Raw genomic sequence first — 15,200 nt, 5'->3', positions numbered from 1 at the left:
AATTTTTAAACAATAACAATCTTAAAAATTAATTTATTATGAAAAATCAAAAATTAAAAAACGGAAAAATTCTTAACAGAAATGAATTAAAAGCGACTGTTGGTGCGGTTTCTAGTTTTCCACGCTGGTGTTGCGAATATGAAACAATAAAAAATGTAAAAGTATGTGTTGTATGGTCTACATGGGAGAGGCAATGTCCATAATCCAGCTATAAGTTAGATAAAGGATGAATAAAATTAGAGATTGTCGAAACACGGCAATCTCTTTTTTTATAATATAATTAGCATACAATTTTATCGATATACAGCCAAAATATACTATATTCGCCAACAAATTCTAATTGGAAATGAAGAAGATTATCTCCGGTTTATTGTTATTTTCCGCCATTACGGCATTTGCTCAGGAAGCCATTAAATTTGAAGAACTGCCTTTTAAAGACCTTATTGCAAAGGCAAAAAAAGAAAAAAAGATTGTCTTTCTGGATGCCTATGCTTCATGGTGCGGTCCCTGCAAAATGATGGAAAGAAATGTTTTTACGCAGAAATCGGTCGGAGATTATTTCAATGCAAATTTTGTGAACGCAAGATTTGATATGGAAAAAGGTGAAGGAAGAGATATTGCGGTAAAATACGGAGTACGCTCCTATCCTACTTATCTTTTTCTGAATGGCGACGGAGAGCTTGTTTCCCAGAATTTCGGATATATGGAAGAAAATATGTTTCTGACGATGGCGCAGGATGTAAATTATCCTAACAACAAAAAAGGTTCGCTGAAAGAACGTTTTGCGAAGGGTGAAAAAGATCCCGATTTTCTGATCAATATTATGAAACTCAATTCTTCTTCGGATTTTAATTTTGCCAAACAGGCATCTGAAAGGTATTTTGAAAATAAAAAAGCTACTGAAGAATTCTCAAAAGACGACGTTGGTCTGTTACTGTTTTTCTTAAAATCTACTGAAGACAAAAATTACAAAGTTTTTACAGACAGAAAAGCTGAAATCATCAAATTTTTACCGGAAGAAACGTATAAAGAATTTGACAATCAGATCAAGCTTGGCAAAATTGTGGAGCAGTCTATCGATCAGCAGAATAAAAAAATCAATGATGATTACTTCATGAAAAATGCAGAACCTCTTGTAGGAAAGCATGATGCGGAAGTGAAACTCAACCAGATGAAACTTGGCTATTATGAGCAAAATTCGAATTTTCCGGAATACGAGAAAGCAGCTTTAGCCTATTACAGAAATTCAGAAGCGTTTGAACCTAATGAATTATTAAAAGCAGCGTGGGTATTTGCGGAACATGTAAAAACCCCATCATCCCTGAAAAAAGCGGCGGAGTGGGCTGAAAAATCTGTGATGAGAGGCGAAAGTTCCGAAAACACATATATTCTTGCGAAACTTTATTTTCTAACCGGAAATAAAGAAATGGCAAAAACATACGCAGAAATGTCTAAAAATATGGCAACACAGGCTCAGAAAGATTCTACTTTAGCCGATGAGCTACTAAAACAAATAAAATAAAATGCTTAAAATAAGATTGATTGCAGGGATTTTAACCGTGTTTTTTTTAGGAACACTCAATGCACAGGAACAAGAACCACAACAGACTTCTGAAAAAAGTGTATACCTTAAAGGAAATGCTTTACTAATACCTGTAGGAGTTATAAATGTAGGATTAGAGCATCAGTTAAATAAAAAATTCACGGTACAGGGCGATGTTTTAATTTCTCCGTGGAAATCTTTTGCCGGACACGAATTGCAGTATTACTCGGTTTCGCTGGAAGGAAGATATTATTTTGATGAAGCATTCAAGCACTGGTATATCGGAGGGAATATTGCAGGTTCCCGCTTTATTGCCCAAAAGTGGAATTACTGGAGTGACGGCACTTTTATTGATGAAAAAAATGGAAATGTCTACCAATATTCTGATATATATCAAAAAGGATATTCTATAATATTGGGAATTACAGGGGGCTATCAGTTTAAACTTGCTGAAAACTGGAACATGGATATTTATGCAGGAATCGGAACTTCTCAGGATTTCTACAAAGGCTATGTACGCTCGACGGGAGCTCGGTATGACGTAGCGGAAGGCTTTAACAAAAGCGGGGAAATTCTTCCTTACAGAGGCGGTGTCATGATTTCTTATAAACTAAAATAAAACAATGAAACTATTCGGTAAAAATCATATTATTATCTGCATCATCACTTTTGGGATTCTTTTTCTGATGAATTACCTGGGAAACGATCAGGCAGATAAACTGGAAAGAGCTTTAATGATTGCGGCAGCGGGCGTTATCGGCCTGTCAATCGGTCTTGTGATCATGAATAAAGGAAAAGACGACAAAACTCCGCCGCAGAATTTTGATTAAAAAATTTTAATTGTCAATTGTCAATTTAGATTCACAAATAAAATGAATTCACTATTGACAATTGACAATTCATATTTCATCAGTTTTCGTAAACAACATATTTCTTTCTTATTTTCTCGAATTTTTCCAAATCAGACTTCCAGGATGCTTTGATTTCCGAAGCTGATTTTCCGGCAACAATCTGTTTTCTCAGCTCATCGGTTCCGGCTAAAGTATCAAACCACAGATTACTTCCTGTGGTTGGTTTCAGGAAAAAGTCCAGATCAGGATTTTTATAGTTTTTGTACGCTTTTATTACCCAGTCCAGATTCAGTTCCCTTAAATCTTTTCTATAATCTGAAAGGTTTTCGCCGTAGCACAATTTTCCGTTTAAAAAAGGATCTTTTGCTCCTGCACTTGGCTTCGGAGTAAACTGATAAGGAAGATTTTTTGTCCATGGTGATCCGTAGATCTGGAACGGTAAATCTGTTCCTCTTCCCACGGAAACCTGCGTTCCTTCAAAAAAGCATAAACTCGGATATAAATTGATGGCTTTATCGTTGGGTAAATTTGGAGACGGCTTATCTGAAATCTGGTAACGCAACATTTTATGATAATTTTTCATCGGAATCAAGGTGTATTTTGCCTGAACTCCGTTTTTCAGCCATTTTTCTCCATTCACCATTTTTCCGTACTCTCCTATTGTTAATCCATAGACGACCGGAACTTCATGCATTCCCACAAAACTTGTCCATTTTTTCTTTAAAACAGGACCATCTGTGTAGCCGTCATGCGGATTGGGTCTGTCCAGAACAATCACTTCAATATTATTTTCAGCGGCTGCTTCCATAAGATACGTAAGTGTTGAAATATAGGTGTAAAATCTCACTCCAACATCCTGAATATCAAACACCAGAATATCCATTTCTTTCAGTTGTTCCGGAGTCGGTTTTTTGTTTTTACCATATAATGATACGATGGGAATTCCGGTTTTTACATCTACTCCGTTCTTTACTTTCTCGCCTGCATCTGCATCCCCTCTGAAACCGTGTTCCGGCGCGAAGATGGATCTTATTCTGATTCCGTTTTTTACCAAAAAATCCACAACGTGCGTTCTATCGCTCATCAGTCCGGTCTGGTTCGTTACCACTCCTACAATTTTTCCTTTCAGCAAAGGCAAATAGAGCTCCGGCTGATCTGCTCCCGTTTTAAAATCTTTTTTATCTTGAGCCTGAGAATAATATTGATTGAATACTCCTAAAAAAATTAGGCAAATAAGAAGTAAATTTTTAATTTTGAAATCTAAATTCATAAGTTTGAAATTTCCTTTATATTTCTCGAAAAAAATAGCGTTTTCCAAAGATAACAAAAATAACCTTTCGAGGGTTATCATCTTCATCGGCAGACTTTCTGTGGCATTGGGAATTATTGTTTCTCTCATTACCGTTTCCACCGGATTCGGTTCGAAGAAAGCGATTAAGGAAAGACTTGCAGATTTCAGCGGACACGTTACTGTAAGATCCACGAGATCAAACTCTTCCTACAATACTTCCGTTCTTGATAATCAGGGACTGAATATCCAGAAAATAAAAGAACTTCCGGATGTGGAAAGTGTGCAGAAATATGCTACGGTAACGGGAATTATGCGGAACGAGCACAATTTTGCAGGGATTATTTTCAAAGGAATCGGAAAAGATTTTGACAGTGTAAGGTTCAAAAAATTTCTGGTTGCCGGAACTTCCCCGAAAGTTACGGAAGTTGGCTATTACAACGGAGTTACTATTTCCCAGAAGATTGCCAATGATCTTCATCTGAAAGTGAAGGACAGCATTGTAACGGTATTTTCAAAGGCAGATCAAAAGCCTATTTACAGAAAATTTGAAGTGGTAGGAATTTATAAAACCGATATTAAGATGATCGACGATCAGTTTGTGTTGGGAGGAATTAATCATGTAAGAAAAATTCAGGATATGAAGCCTGATGAAATGGGCGGACTGGATATTTTCTTTAAAAATGTAAATGATATCGACAGCGATTTTCCTGAAATTGAGAAACTCATCGGCTATAAAAATTATGCTGAAAAAGCCACTGAAAAATATCCTCAGATTACGGACTGGATCAGTATTTTCGATACCAATATCGCTCTGATTATCATCATTATGCTGATTGTTGTGGTCATTAATATCATCATGGTTCTTCTGATCCTGATTATTGAAAGAACAAATTCTATCGGTCTTTTGAAAACTTTAGGAGCCAGCAATTCACAGATCAGGGCTACTTTTATCAATTATACTTTAATTATTATGATTCCGGGATTGCTGTACGGAAATGCGATTGGTCTCGGACTGCTTTTGATTCAGAAAGTTTTTGGAGTAATTACCTTAAATCCGGAAAATTATTACGTTAGTACGGTTCCGGTAGATCTTAACCCGATTGCTATTATCTCTATTTCTGCCGGAATTCTGATTATTTCAGGACTGGCTTTAATAATTCCGAGTTATCTGATCAGTAAGATTTCTCCGGTGAAGGCAATAAAGTATAATTGATATTAATTATTCGACGGAATTTGTCATTGCGAGCGAAGCGAAGCAATCTCAGATTTGTAAAATTATATTCACTTTTCTACAATTTGAACATTAAGTTTTATTAAGGGTTTAAGAATATTAAGTATAACTTCGTTTTGAGTTGAGATTGCTTCGTCACTACGTTCCTCGCAATGACAAATGTTCTGATAACGGCAAATTCCTAGCCCCGATAGGAACGACATCCTTTTTTGTTGCGGCTGGAGCATACACTGGAGGTTTACGAATGTAGTTCAGGAAGCCGTAACAAAAAAGATACAGTGGATAGCGGGAATAAGCTCCTTATTGAGTTGGAGAGTGGAGAGTTGGAGAGGGTGAGCGTAAGAAGATAAATAGAGTGAGAGGGTTTTGAGGGCTTTTAGAGTTTAGGTTTGGATTGGAAAGGTTGGTTTTGAGGGGTTGAAATTGAGAAAACAGTATTAATTATTCATTTTTAATTATTAATTATCTGAAAGCCGTATCTTTGCAACGCTTTAAAAGACATTTATGAAATACGCAAACAACATCCTCGAAACCATCGGAAATACGCCTCTTGTAAAACTTAATAAAGTTTTGGGTGAAGATTTTCCGGCACTGGTTTTGGCAAAGGTGGAAACTTTCAATCCGGGGAACTCTGTGAAGGACAGAATGGCTCTGAAAATGATTGAAGATGCTGAAAAAGATGGAAGATTAAAACCCGGAGGAACGATTATCGAAGGAACGTCCGGAAATACAGGGATGGGACTGGCTCTTGCCGCGATCATCAAAGGATATAAATGTATTTTTGTAACCAACTCTAAACAGTCTAAAGAAAAATGTGATATTCTTCGTGCTGTAGGAGCAGAAGTTATTGTTTGTCCGACGGATGTAAAACCTACCGATCCGCGTTCTTACTATTCTGTTTCCAAAAGACTGGCTAAAGAAACGGAAAACGGATGGTACGTAAACCAATACGACAATTTATCCAACAGAGCCGCTCATTACGAGTCTACGGCGCCTGAAATCTGGGAACAGACAGAAGGAAAACTAACGCATTTTGTTGTAGGAGCAGGAACAGGAGGTACGATTACAGGTTGCGGAACATTCTTCAAGGAGAAAAATTCTGACATTAAAGTAATCGGAGTAGATACGTACGGTTCGATCTTAAAAGAGATCCACGAAACGGGGGAAATCAACTTAGGAAATGCTTACACGTACATTACAGAGGGAATTGGTGAAGATATTCTTCCTGAAAACTATGATATGTCGGTAATCGATCATTTTGAAAAAGTAACGGATAGGGACGGAGCAGTGTATGCAAGAAAACTGGCTAAAGAAGAAGGTATTTTCTGCGGATATTCTGCGGGAAGCGCAATTTCTGCTTTGGTACAGATGAAAGATCAGTTTACGAAAGACGATGTGATTGTGGTTCTTCTTCACGATCATGGTTCAAGATACGTCGGAAAAATTTACAACGACGACTGGATGAAGGAAATGGGCTGGCTGGATTAATCAGCTTTTCATGATAAAATAAAACTCAGAGTGTTTGGCTCTGAGTTTTTTATTTAGATAAAATCTTTTTTAATGATTCCTTAAAAAAGATATAATCTTCTTCACTCATTGCTTTTTTAGGAAACAAATAATTTTGAATGCCTGATTGTAAAAAAATATAATCATTTTTAGATTCTACTTTGGTAAACTCTTTCCATTGAATATAATCTTCCTGATGATCTATATTTATAATTAAAAACATTTCTGTTAATTCTAACTGAAAAAAGGAGCTATTGTCTAGCGATTTTAAATATTTTGTAATCACTTTTTTCCATCTCACTACTGTAATAAAAGCAACTAAAAGATAAAGAATACTTCCAAAAAAGACAAAATTTAGAAAATAATACACTCCAATATTGTCCAAGCTCACTAAATTACCTAAATGTAAAACAGTTAAAATTACTCCAATAACAAGGGTGAAGATTGTTTTGTTTTTTGTTGTGGGCGAAAAAAACAGGCTGCCCTGATTATCTTTGAAATATATTTCCTCAAAATCTGTCCTATTGTATCTTAGTGGAATGATTCTCTCATTCATAGAATATTATTTTAATCAGTCTTAATATTTTTCTTTAAAACCTGCTTCAGGAAGCTGTATTCCTTTTCGCTCATTGATTTTCTGGGAAACATATAGCTGTATTTTCCTTCAACGGTAATGAATTCATTATTGCTGTCAAAATAAGTAAAATCTTTCCACTCGCTGGTTTCTTTTTCGCCATCGATATTTACGGTAAAGAAATTTTCATCAAACCGGATTTCGTAGATTTTACAATTTTCAAGCTTATTCAAGTAATTATTTACCTGCTTTTTCCATCTCGAAACTTTGTTGATGCTTACAGAAAGAAAAACTGCACACAGCAAAAACAAAAAACTTACAAAATATAAAATTCCCGCTTTTTCTTTGGTAAAATCATTTCTGAAAACAAAAACAATCAGTAAAATAACAGCAATCACAATCGTTGTAATCGTTTTTCCTCTGGTAGTCGATGAAAAAAACAAACTTCCCTGATTTCCGCTGAAATATATTTCTTCGAAATCTTTCCTTTTAGGCTTTAAAACAATACTTTTCTCTTCATTCATAAACAGTAATTTCTGATGCAAAGCTAAATGAAAAATTTAATTAAATGATGATCTCTTCATTGATCTATTGTTTTTTCACAACTCCAAAACATCAATCATCAATCATGATGTTTCAGCTATCAACTAAATTACCCATCCTCATATTTATCTGCAATTGCAGAAAGTTTATTCATCAGTTCACGGTTCCTCTGTCTGAGATCATCCATTTTTTTCAGCATTTCATGGATCACTTCCAAACCGGGAAGATTGATTTCCAGATCATAATGCCAGTTGGTAAACCGCTCAAACGTGGGCAAATCTTCATACATCACATAACGGATTTCGTTTTCTGTATGAATATTGAGCAATCCGGAATTCACCAGTTCATCAAAAAAAGTAATTTCTACATTGTATATTTTTACGAGTTCTTCCCTCGATATTCTTTCACTCATGGCTTAGGAATTTTTAAGTTGTTGAAAAAGTTCTTTCTGCTTTTCAGTCAGGTTGGTCGGTAATTTCACTTCATACGTCACAAAAAGATCACCGAATTCTCCCTCCTTCTTGTACACCGGAAAACCTTTTCCTTTCAGTCTCACCGTTGTTCCGTTCTGTGTTTCAGGTTTTACTTTCAGATTTACACTTCCGTCGAGAGTATTTACTTTTACGTCACCGCCTAAAACTGCAGTGTAAAGATCAATCAAAACTTTAGATTTCAGATCATTGCCGGTTCTTTCAAAATTCGGATCAGGAGTAATATTGAAAGTAATGTATAAATCTCCATTCGGACCGCCATTGAAACCGGGATTTCCGTGCCCTTTTAATTTAATCTGCTGACCGTCATACACTCCTGCCGGAATGGTAATTCTTACTTTTTTGCCATTGATATCAAAAGTCTGAGGATGTGTTGTTGCAGCATCTTTCAAGGTTAAGGTTAATTCTGCCTGAATATCCTGTCCTTTAAATTTTCCCGACGCACTTCCCCTTGAATTCCTTCCGAAACCTCCTCCTGCTCCGCCAAACATACTCTGGAAAAAATCTGAAAAATCTTCCCCGTCGCCGAAATCCGCTTCCGAAAATCCGCCTCCGAAGTTTCCTCCCTGATTTTGATATTGTCTTTGCTGCTGTTGCTGGGCGTTTTTATATTCTTCACCATGCTTCCAGTGTTCTCCGTATTTATCGTACTTTGCACGGTTTTCGGGATTGCTCAGAACTTCATTGGCTTCATTCAGCTCTTTGAATTGTCTTTCGGCTTCCTTGTCATCAGGATTGAGATCGGGATGTAATTTTCTTGCGAGTTTGCGATATGCCTTTTTGATATCTTCCTGCGTTGCGTTTTTGTCTACGCCTAAAATTTTATAGTAATCTATATAAGCCATAGAAACGATGTTTACTCAAATTTAAGGATTTTATGACTGAATTTTATATAACGGAATGTTAAAAATTAAGCTATCTTTGGTTAAAAAGCAACGCATGAAAGAAGTGCTGAAGAACTATTCAGGAATTTTACTTTTACTTTTGGGAATCATTGTCGGAAGCATCATCGGAATTGTTGCTCCCGATATTGTGGATTATATAAAACCTTTGGGAGATATCTTCCTGAACCTGCTATTTGTAAGTGTTGTTCCGCTGGTTTTCTTTGCCGTTTCCAATTCTATTGCTTCGTTAGAGCAGCAGTCTAAATTTGGAAAAATAATGGTTACCATGGCTTTTACCTTTCTGTTTTTTATTTTAACCGCCGCGGTTTTTACGATTTGCGCCGTTTATCTTTTTCCAGTTTCCGGAGTTTCGGGAAGTTCTGAAATTGTGGAGGAAGCTACAAGCAATGACAGTTGGGGAAACAGAATCGTAGGATTTTTTACGGTAGGAGAATTTACGCAGCTTTTTTCAAGACAAAATATGCTGGCTCTTTTAATTTTTGCTTTCATGACGGGATTTTCCGCCAGAAAAGCGGGAGAAAAAGGACAGGCTTTCCGGTCATTTATCGCTTCGGGTTATGAAGTGATGAAGGAACTGCTTTTGTTGATTATGAAAGTTGCCCCGATTGGTTTGGGCGCTTATTTTGCGTATCAGGTTGCTACGCTGGGACCTCAGCTTTTCGGATTTTATGCGAAACCTTTAGGATTGTATTATATTGCAGGAGTGGTCTATTTTCTGGTCTTTTTTTCGCTCTATGCGTTTATGGCAAAAGGACAGAACGGGGTTAAAAGTTTCTGGACGAATGCTATTTTCCCCACTTTAACCGCTTTGAGTACCTGCAGCAGTTTCGCCACGATGCCCGCCAATTTACAGGCAGCTTCAAAAATCGGAATTCCGAGCCAGATTTCAAATATTGTGATCCCGATTGGGACAACTTTGCATAAAAACGGTTCTTCCATGTCGTCAATCATTAAAATCTATGTGGCATTCTTAATCATCGGAAGAGATTTTTTTGATCCCATGAATCTTCTTTTAGCTTTAGGAATTACTGTTTTTGTAAGCATTGTTGCGGGAGGAATTCCGAACGGAGGATATATTGGAGAAATGCTGATGATTTCAGTTTACAAATTACCACAGGAAGCAATTCCGGCAGTGATGATTATCGGAACGCTGGTTGATCCTTTGGCAACGGTTTTAAATGCGGTCGGACAATTGGTAGCTTCTATGTTTGTGAGTAGGTTTGTGAAGGTTAGTTTTTTTTGTACCTAACACAAATTGCACGAATGTTTTTTCACGAATTGCACGAATAATATTTAACTTAAACATCTGCGTCATCTGCTAAATCTGCATGAGACTTTATATTTTTTTATCTCGCAGATTGTGCCGATTCAGCAGATTTTTATTCACTGCGTTTCACCGGTTCTAAATTCTCCAGTTCTTCTGGCGTGAAAAGTCTGTAAATGACTTTGAATGTTTTTCCCAGAGGTGTTTCTAAAGAGAATCCGCCCGGTCCGAAACCATCGACAACATCGAGTGTAAAATGTGAGTATTTCCAGTATTCGAAGAGATCACGGTCAATCCAGAATTCATGATTGTTAATCGTACCGATCATCGCATCGTTCATTCTCGGGTAAAATCCTCCTTTTTCAAAACACTGCGGCTGCGTTCCTTCACAGCATCCTCCTGCCTGATAAAACATCAGATCACCGTATTTTTTTTCCAGTTCCCAAATGACTTCCAAAGCTTTTTCGGTTGCTGAGAGTCTTGCTATTCTTGTTTGCATTTTTCTTTATTTTTAGTGAATTAAAGGTCTACGAACGCAGTTCAGAAGTGAAGTAAAAAATCTTTATAAATAAGGTTTAGATTCTTCCTTCGTCAGAATGACAACATTTTCGGTATTTCAGAATGTCATTATCTCTTCTTTGATCCATTCGCAAAAATCATGTTCTTAAAGCCTCCGTTTCTTTGTCATTATCTTTCTTATATAAAGTTAAAAAGTTTCGGCGAAATGAAATTTCGCCGAAACCTTAAATTCTATTTAATTCGAACTTCCTGCAATATCGAGAACGATTCTGCCATCGATCTGCCCTTTCTTCATTTTGTCGAAAACATCATTAATATCTTCTAATTTTGCCGCAGTTACCGTTGCTTTTACCAGTCCTTCATTTGCAAAATCCAGCGCTTCCTGAAGATCTTTTCGAGTTCCTACGATGGAACCGCGCACCGTGATTCTTTTTAATACGGTTTCAAAAATCGGAAGCTCAAATGATCCCGGCGGAAGACCGTTTAACGCGATTGTCCCTTTTCTTCTCAGAACATCAATTCCCTGTTTGAAGGCAATCGGAGATACTGCTGTTATTAATGCACCGTGCATTCCGCCAACTTCTTTATGAAGGTATTCTCCGGGGTCTGTTGTTTTGGCATTCACGACCAGATCTGCGCCTAATTTTTTAGCCAGATCCAGTTTATCATCTGCAACATCAATAGCGGCGACATGCATTCCCATTGCTTTTGCATACTGAACGGCAACGTGTCCCAATCCACCGATTCCTGAAATGGCAACCCATTCTCCCGGTTTTGTTTCCGTTTCCTTCAAGCCTTTGTATACAGTAACTCCGGCACAAAGAATCGGCGCAATCTCTAAAAAGTTAACATCCGGTTTCAGGTGTCCTACATATCGTGAATCTGCAATTACATATTCGGCAAAACCTCCATCAACGCTGTATCCTCCGTTTTTCTGGGCTTCGCAAAGTGTTTCCCAGCCTGTAATACAGTAATCGCAGCATCCACAAGCGGAATAGAGCCACGGAACTCCCACTGCATCTCCTTCTTTTACAAAAGCTTCAGGACCACATGCAACCACGATCCCTACTCCTTCATGTCCCGGAATTAAAGGCATTTTTGGTTTTGCAGGCCAATCGCCGTCCACCGCGTGTAAATCTGTGTGACAAACGCCACAAGCGATTACTTTTACGAGTACTTCATATCTTCCGGGTTCTCTTACGGGAACTTCTTCTATTTTCAGGGGTTGTCCATAACCTTGAACAACTGCTGCTTTCATTGTTTTTGGAATCATTATTTATTTTTTTGAGTTGGTTTTTAAGTTTAGTCTGGTTCTTTAAAGTTTTGATACGGCTCTAAATGACACAAAAGTTCCTGCTCACCCGAAAATTCCGGATCAGGACGAATGGTTGTTCGCGTGAGGGATAGGAAGGGCGGCGAGGAACGAGCCGGTGCGGAGTGAAACGGAGCACCGAAACGAAGTGGAGCCCTGAATAGCCCGACCGTTTTTCCCCGTTGCCGAGACGGGGAAAACGGGCACGCCCTAATATTTAAGATTAAAAGAAACCTAGTTTGTTTTTGTTGTAGGAAATCAGCATATTTTTAGTCTGACGGTAATGATCCAACATCATTTTGTGGTTTTCGCGACCGATTCCCGACTGTTTGTATCCTCCGAAAGGTGCTCCTGCAGGATATGCATGATACTGGTTTACCCAAACTCTTCCTGCTTCAATATGACGCGGAATGTTATAAAGCTGATGCGCATCTCTTGTCCAGACTCCCGCTCCAAGACCGTAAATGGTGTCGTTTGCGATTTTTAATGCTTCTTCTTCGTCTTTGAAGGTGGTGAACGCCAGAACAGGTCCGAAAATTTCTTCCTGGAAGATTCTCATTCTGTTGTTTCCTTTAAAGATGGTCGGCTGAATATAATATCCGTCTTCCAGACCTTCTCCGACATGATTTACATCGCCTCCAACAAGCACTTCTGCACCTTCTTCTTTTCCTAATTTGATATAAGAAAGGATTTTGTCTTTCTGAATCTGTGAAGCCTGTGCTCCCATCATTACGGTTTTGTCTAAAGGGTTTCCGACTTTGATGGCTTTTACTCTTTCGATCACTTTGGCAATGAAAGCATCTGCGATATCTTCCTGAACCAGTAATCTTGACGGACAGGTACAGATTTCACCCTGATTCAAAGCAAAAAGAACTGCTCCTTCGATGGCTTTATCTAAAAATTCGTCGTCTGCATCCATTACCGAATTGAAGAAAACGTTTGGAGACTTTCCTCCTAATTCTAACGTTACCGGGATGATATTTTCTGTTGCGTACTGCATAACCAGTCTACCCGTTGCTGTAGAACCTGTAAATGCTGCTTTTGCTACTTTCGGATTGGTTACCAAAGCTCTTCCCAGTTCTGCTCCGAAACCGTTCACAATGTTTACCACTCCTGCCGGAAGCAAATCGCCGATGAGTTCCATAAGAACCATAATGGAAATCGGAGTACTTTCTGCGGGTTTTAAAACGACACAGTTTCCTGCTGCCAAAGCCGGAGCTAATTTCCAGACTGCCATTAAGATCGGGAAATTCCATGGAATGATCTGTGCGATTACTCCAAGCGGTTCGTGAACGATTAGTGAAACGGTATCTTTATCCAGTTCGTTATGAGAACCTTCTTCCGCTCTGATAACGGAGGCAAAATATCTGAAATGATCGATCGCCAAAGGAATATCTGCGGCTAAAGTTTCTCTTACCGCTTTCCCGTTATCGATGGTTTCAACGGTTGCGATGTATTCTAAATTCTGCTCGATCCTGTCGGCAATTTTGTTTAAAATGATGCTTCTTTCTGTGGAAGAAGTGCTTTTCCATGTTTGGAATGCTTTTTCGGCCGCATTTACCGCCAATTCAAGATCTTCTTTGGATGAATGGGCTGCCTGTGTGAAATTTTTACCGTCAATGGGAGAAACTACATCGAAGTACTGCCCGTTGACCGGAGCTGTAAATTGCCCGTTGATGTAGTTGTCATATCTTTTTTTGAATTCAGGCCATTGCAATAGTGTGCCTGATTGTTGTTGTGTTGTAGTGCTCATATTCGTACAATTTTAATTTTTATCTATTGCCAAATTACACTTCCCTTAGAGATTCGGATAGCACAATCGTACAAAAAAACTTCAAAATCGTGCAGACGTAGAATTTTATTATTTCATTAACAGTATTGTAAGCCGATTATTTTCTATATTTGAGTAAACAGGCTATTAAAAATGTTTAGAAATGAACAATAACAAGATTTTATTAGAAACTCCTGAATTGAAAAGGGAAAACCAGCTTATGCACTTGGTTGAAAATCAGACAAAATTCAATCTAAACAATTGTGAATTCAGTATCTATGAAACGCATAAGGCTGCTTTCAATGTAAAACTGCATTTTGAAACGATTGCATTCACTGCAATGCTTCGCGGGAAAAAGCACATGAAAATAGATCATAAAACGGGCTATTTCGATTATTTTCCGGGAGAAAGTGTTCTGGTTTCGCCGGGAGAAACAATGGTGATCGATTTTCCTGAAGCGGATGAAACGCCTTCCCAATGTATTTCTCTTAGCCTGAATCCTGAATTTATAGAGAATTCTCTCAATCACCTCAACTATCATCTTCCAAAGGTGGATGAAACTTCGCGCTGGAATATTGAACTGGATGAATATTTTCTGTTTAATAATCAGTCTCTGGCTTCGGCAACGAATAATATTATGAGAATTGCGATGGACGATAATTCACAAAAGGATATTATGGCAGATTTTGCTTTGAAGGAACTTCTGATCCGTCTGATGCAGACGCAGGCAAGAAGCCTGGTGGAGAAAAATATTGTTAAAAACAAATCCAGAATAGGTTTTGCCGTAGATTATATTAAGAAAAACCTTCATCAGAAATTATCGATAGACAGCATTGCAAAAATGGCTTATGTAAGTAAATCCAATTTCTTTAAAATGTTTAAAGACGAACTGGGAACTTCTCCGAATGAGTTTATTTTGCAGGAAAGAATCAATCGGGCAAAAGAACTTTTGGCGAACCAGAACAGCATTAAAGAAACGGCTTATCAGACAGGGTTTTCGGATGCGAATTATTTTACGAGAGTATTTAAGCAATTAGTGGGAGTAACGCCGAAGAGCTATCAGGATAAAATCGGGCTTTGGGATTAATTTTAATATCTATCTTCATAACAAGATAATTGATACGTATACTTATCAAAATCAGGATAGATTTCTTCCGTTAAAAATGGTCTCAATTTTTGAATTTGATTTTCATTAAGATCATAACAATTATATATTTCATGTGGAAAATCATCTTTTGATAACACCAAATCATCCAAAGTTGCTAAAATTTCTTCTGGAGAAATATTTAGAATATATTCTCTGTTAAGATATTCATCCGATTGATTAAATTCTTCAATAACTCTTTCTATTTTCACGCTATAATAAAAAAACACCCCAAAGATAGAGTGTTTTTCATTA

General features: G+C 37.6%; 17 protein-coding genes. 8 read left to right on the top strand and 9 right to left on the bottom strand.

What is annotated here, in order from left to right:
* Positions 1–38: 38 nt before the first annotated feature.
* From PFY09_RS19340 to PFY09_RS19325, 4 genes are all read left to right on the top strand, one after another.
* A complete protein-coding gene (locus tag PFY09_RS19340) occupies positions 39–203 on the top strand; it encodes a hypothetical protein (protein ID WP_175608805.1) in 165 nt (54 codons plus the stop codon).
* Between the two features lie 143 nt (positions 204–346).
* Positions 347–1,522 (top strand): thioredoxin family protein, encoded by a 1,176-nt coding sequence (locus PFY09_RS19335; RefSeq protein WP_271160778.1) that lies wholly within the window; start codon positions 347–349, stop codon positions 1,520–1,522.
* A gap of 1 nt (position 1,523) precedes the next feature.
* Positions 1,524–2,162 carry a DUF3575 domain-containing protein gene (locus PFY09_RS19330; RefSeq protein WP_271160777.1) on the top strand — a complete coding sequence of 213 codons (639 nt, stop codon included), beginning with the start codon at positions 1,524–1,526 and terminating at the stop codon, positions 2,160–2,162.
* Positions 2,163–2,166: 4 nt separating this feature from the next.
* Positions 2,167–2,373 (top strand): hypothetical protein, encoded by a 207-nt coding sequence (locus tag PFY09_RS19325; RefSeq protein WP_076392260.1) that lies wholly within the window; start codon positions 2,167–2,169, stop codon positions 2,371–2,373.
* Between the two features lie 79 nt (positions 2,374–2,452).
* Here PFY09_RS19325 and PFY09_RS19320 read toward each other — a convergent pair whose 3' ends face one another.
* Positions 2,453–3,664, bottom strand: coding sequence for an exo-beta-N-acetylmuramidase NamZ family protein (locus tag PFY09_RS19320; protein WP_271160776.1), 1,212 nt, complete (start codon positions 3,662–3,664; stop codon positions 2,453–2,455).
* A gap of 4 nt (positions 3,665–3,668) precedes the next feature.
* On the opposite strand from PFY09_RS19320, the gene PFY09_RS19315 reads away from it, so the two are divergent.
* Entirely contained in the window at positions 3,669–4,898 is a 1,230-nt protein-coding gene (locus PFY09_RS19315; protein WP_076392590.1) for an ABC transporter permease, read from the top strand.
* Positions 4,899–5,420: 522 nt separating this feature from the next.
* Positions 5,421–6,404: a PLP-dependent cysteine synthase family protein gene (locus PFY09_RS19310; RefSeq protein WP_271160775.1), complete on the top strand. Its 984-nt coding sequence runs from the start codon at positions 5,421–5,423 to the stop codon at positions 6,402–6,404.
* A gap of 49 nt (positions 6,405–6,453) precedes the next feature.
* Here PFY09_RS19310 and PFY09_RS19305 read toward each other — a convergent pair whose 3' ends face one another.
* The 4 genes from PFY09_RS19305 to PFY09_RS19290 all read right to left on the bottom strand — a co-directional run bounded on the left by PFY09_RS19305 (position 6,454) and on the right by PFY09_RS19290 (position 8,875).
* Entirely contained in the window at positions 6,454–6,978 is a 525-nt protein-coding gene (locus PFY09_RS19305) for a YcxB family protein (RefSeq protein WP_271160774.1), read from the bottom strand.
* A gap of 11 nt (positions 6,979–6,989) precedes the next feature.
* Positions 6,990–7,520: a hypothetical protein gene (locus PFY09_RS19300; protein WP_271160773.1), complete on the bottom strand. Its 531-nt coding sequence runs from the start codon at positions 7,518–7,520 to the stop codon at positions 6,990–6,992.
* A gap of 128 nt (positions 7,521–7,648) precedes the next feature.
* Positions 7,649–7,951 (bottom strand): chaperone modulator CbpM, encoded by a 303-nt coding sequence (locus tag PFY09_RS19295; protein WP_076392252.1) that lies wholly within the window; start codon positions 7,949–7,951, stop codon positions 7,649–7,651.
* A gap of 3 nt (positions 7,952–7,954) precedes the next feature.
* Complete coding sequence (locus tag PFY09_RS19290; RefSeq protein ID WP_271160772.1) at positions 7,955–8,875, bottom strand: J domain-containing protein; 921 nt, start codon at positions 8,873–8,875, stop codon at positions 7,955–7,957.
* A gap of 94 nt (positions 8,876–8,969) precedes the next feature.
* On the opposite strand from PFY09_RS19290, the gene PFY09_RS19285 reads away from it, so the two are divergent.
* Positions 8,970–10,184 carry a dicarboxylate/amino acid:cation symporter gene (locus tag PFY09_RS19285; protein WP_271160771.1) on the top strand — a complete coding sequence of 405 codons (1,215 nt, stop codon included), beginning with the start codon at positions 8,970–8,972 and terminating at the stop codon, positions 10,182–10,184.
* 130 nt (positions 10,185–10,314) lie between these two features.
* Here the strand turns inward: PFY09_RS19285 and PFY09_RS19280 are convergent, their stop codons facing one another.
* The 3 genes from PFY09_RS19280 to PFY09_RS19270 all read right to left on the bottom strand — a co-directional run bounded on the left by PFY09_RS19280 (position 10,315) and on the right by PFY09_RS19270 (position 13,783).
* A complete protein-coding gene (locus tag PFY09_RS19280) occupies positions 10,315–10,698 on the bottom strand; it encodes a DUF779 domain-containing protein (protein WP_185206438.1) in 384 nt (127 codons plus the stop codon).
* 255 nt (positions 10,699–10,953) lie between these two features.
* Positions 10,954–11,991, bottom strand: a complete 1,038-nt coding sequence (gene adhP / locus PFY09_RS19275; protein ID WP_076392242.1) for an alcohol dehydrogenase AdhP — start codon at positions 11,989–11,991, stop codon at positions 10,954–10,956.
* 262 nt (positions 11,992–12,253) lie between these two features.
* The gene (locus PFY09_RS19270) at positions 12,254–13,783 is read right to left on the bottom strand and encodes an aldehyde dehydrogenase family protein (protein ID WP_271160770.1); all 1,530 of its coding nucleotides are present in this window, start codon (positions 13,781–13,783) and stop codon (positions 12,254–12,256) included.
* Between the two features lie 181 nt (positions 13,784–13,964).
* Here PFY09_RS19270 and PFY09_RS19265 point away from each other — a divergent pair, with 181 nt between their 5' ends.
* A complete protein-coding gene (locus PFY09_RS19265) occupies positions 13,965–14,888 on the top strand; it encodes an AraC family transcriptional regulator (protein WP_271160769.1) in 924 nt (307 codons plus the stop codon).
* 2 nt (positions 14,889–14,890) lie between these two features.
* On the opposite strand, the gene PFY09_RS19260 is transcribed toward PFY09_RS19265, so the two are convergent.
* Positions 14,891–15,157: a DUF7683 domain-containing protein gene (locus PFY09_RS19260; protein ID WP_116548090.1), complete on the bottom strand. Its 267-nt coding sequence runs from the start codon at positions 15,155–15,157 to the stop codon at positions 14,891–14,893.
* Positions 15,158–15,200: the final 43 nt, after the last annotated feature.

Origin of the sequence: Chryseobacterium gambrini (assembly GCF_027920505.1) — a bacterium.
GTDB lineage: Bacteria > Bacteroidota > Bacteroidia > Flavobacteriales > Weeksellaceae > Chryseobacterium > Chryseobacterium gambrini.
This window is presented reverse-complemented; position numbering and strand designations above follow the sequence as displayed.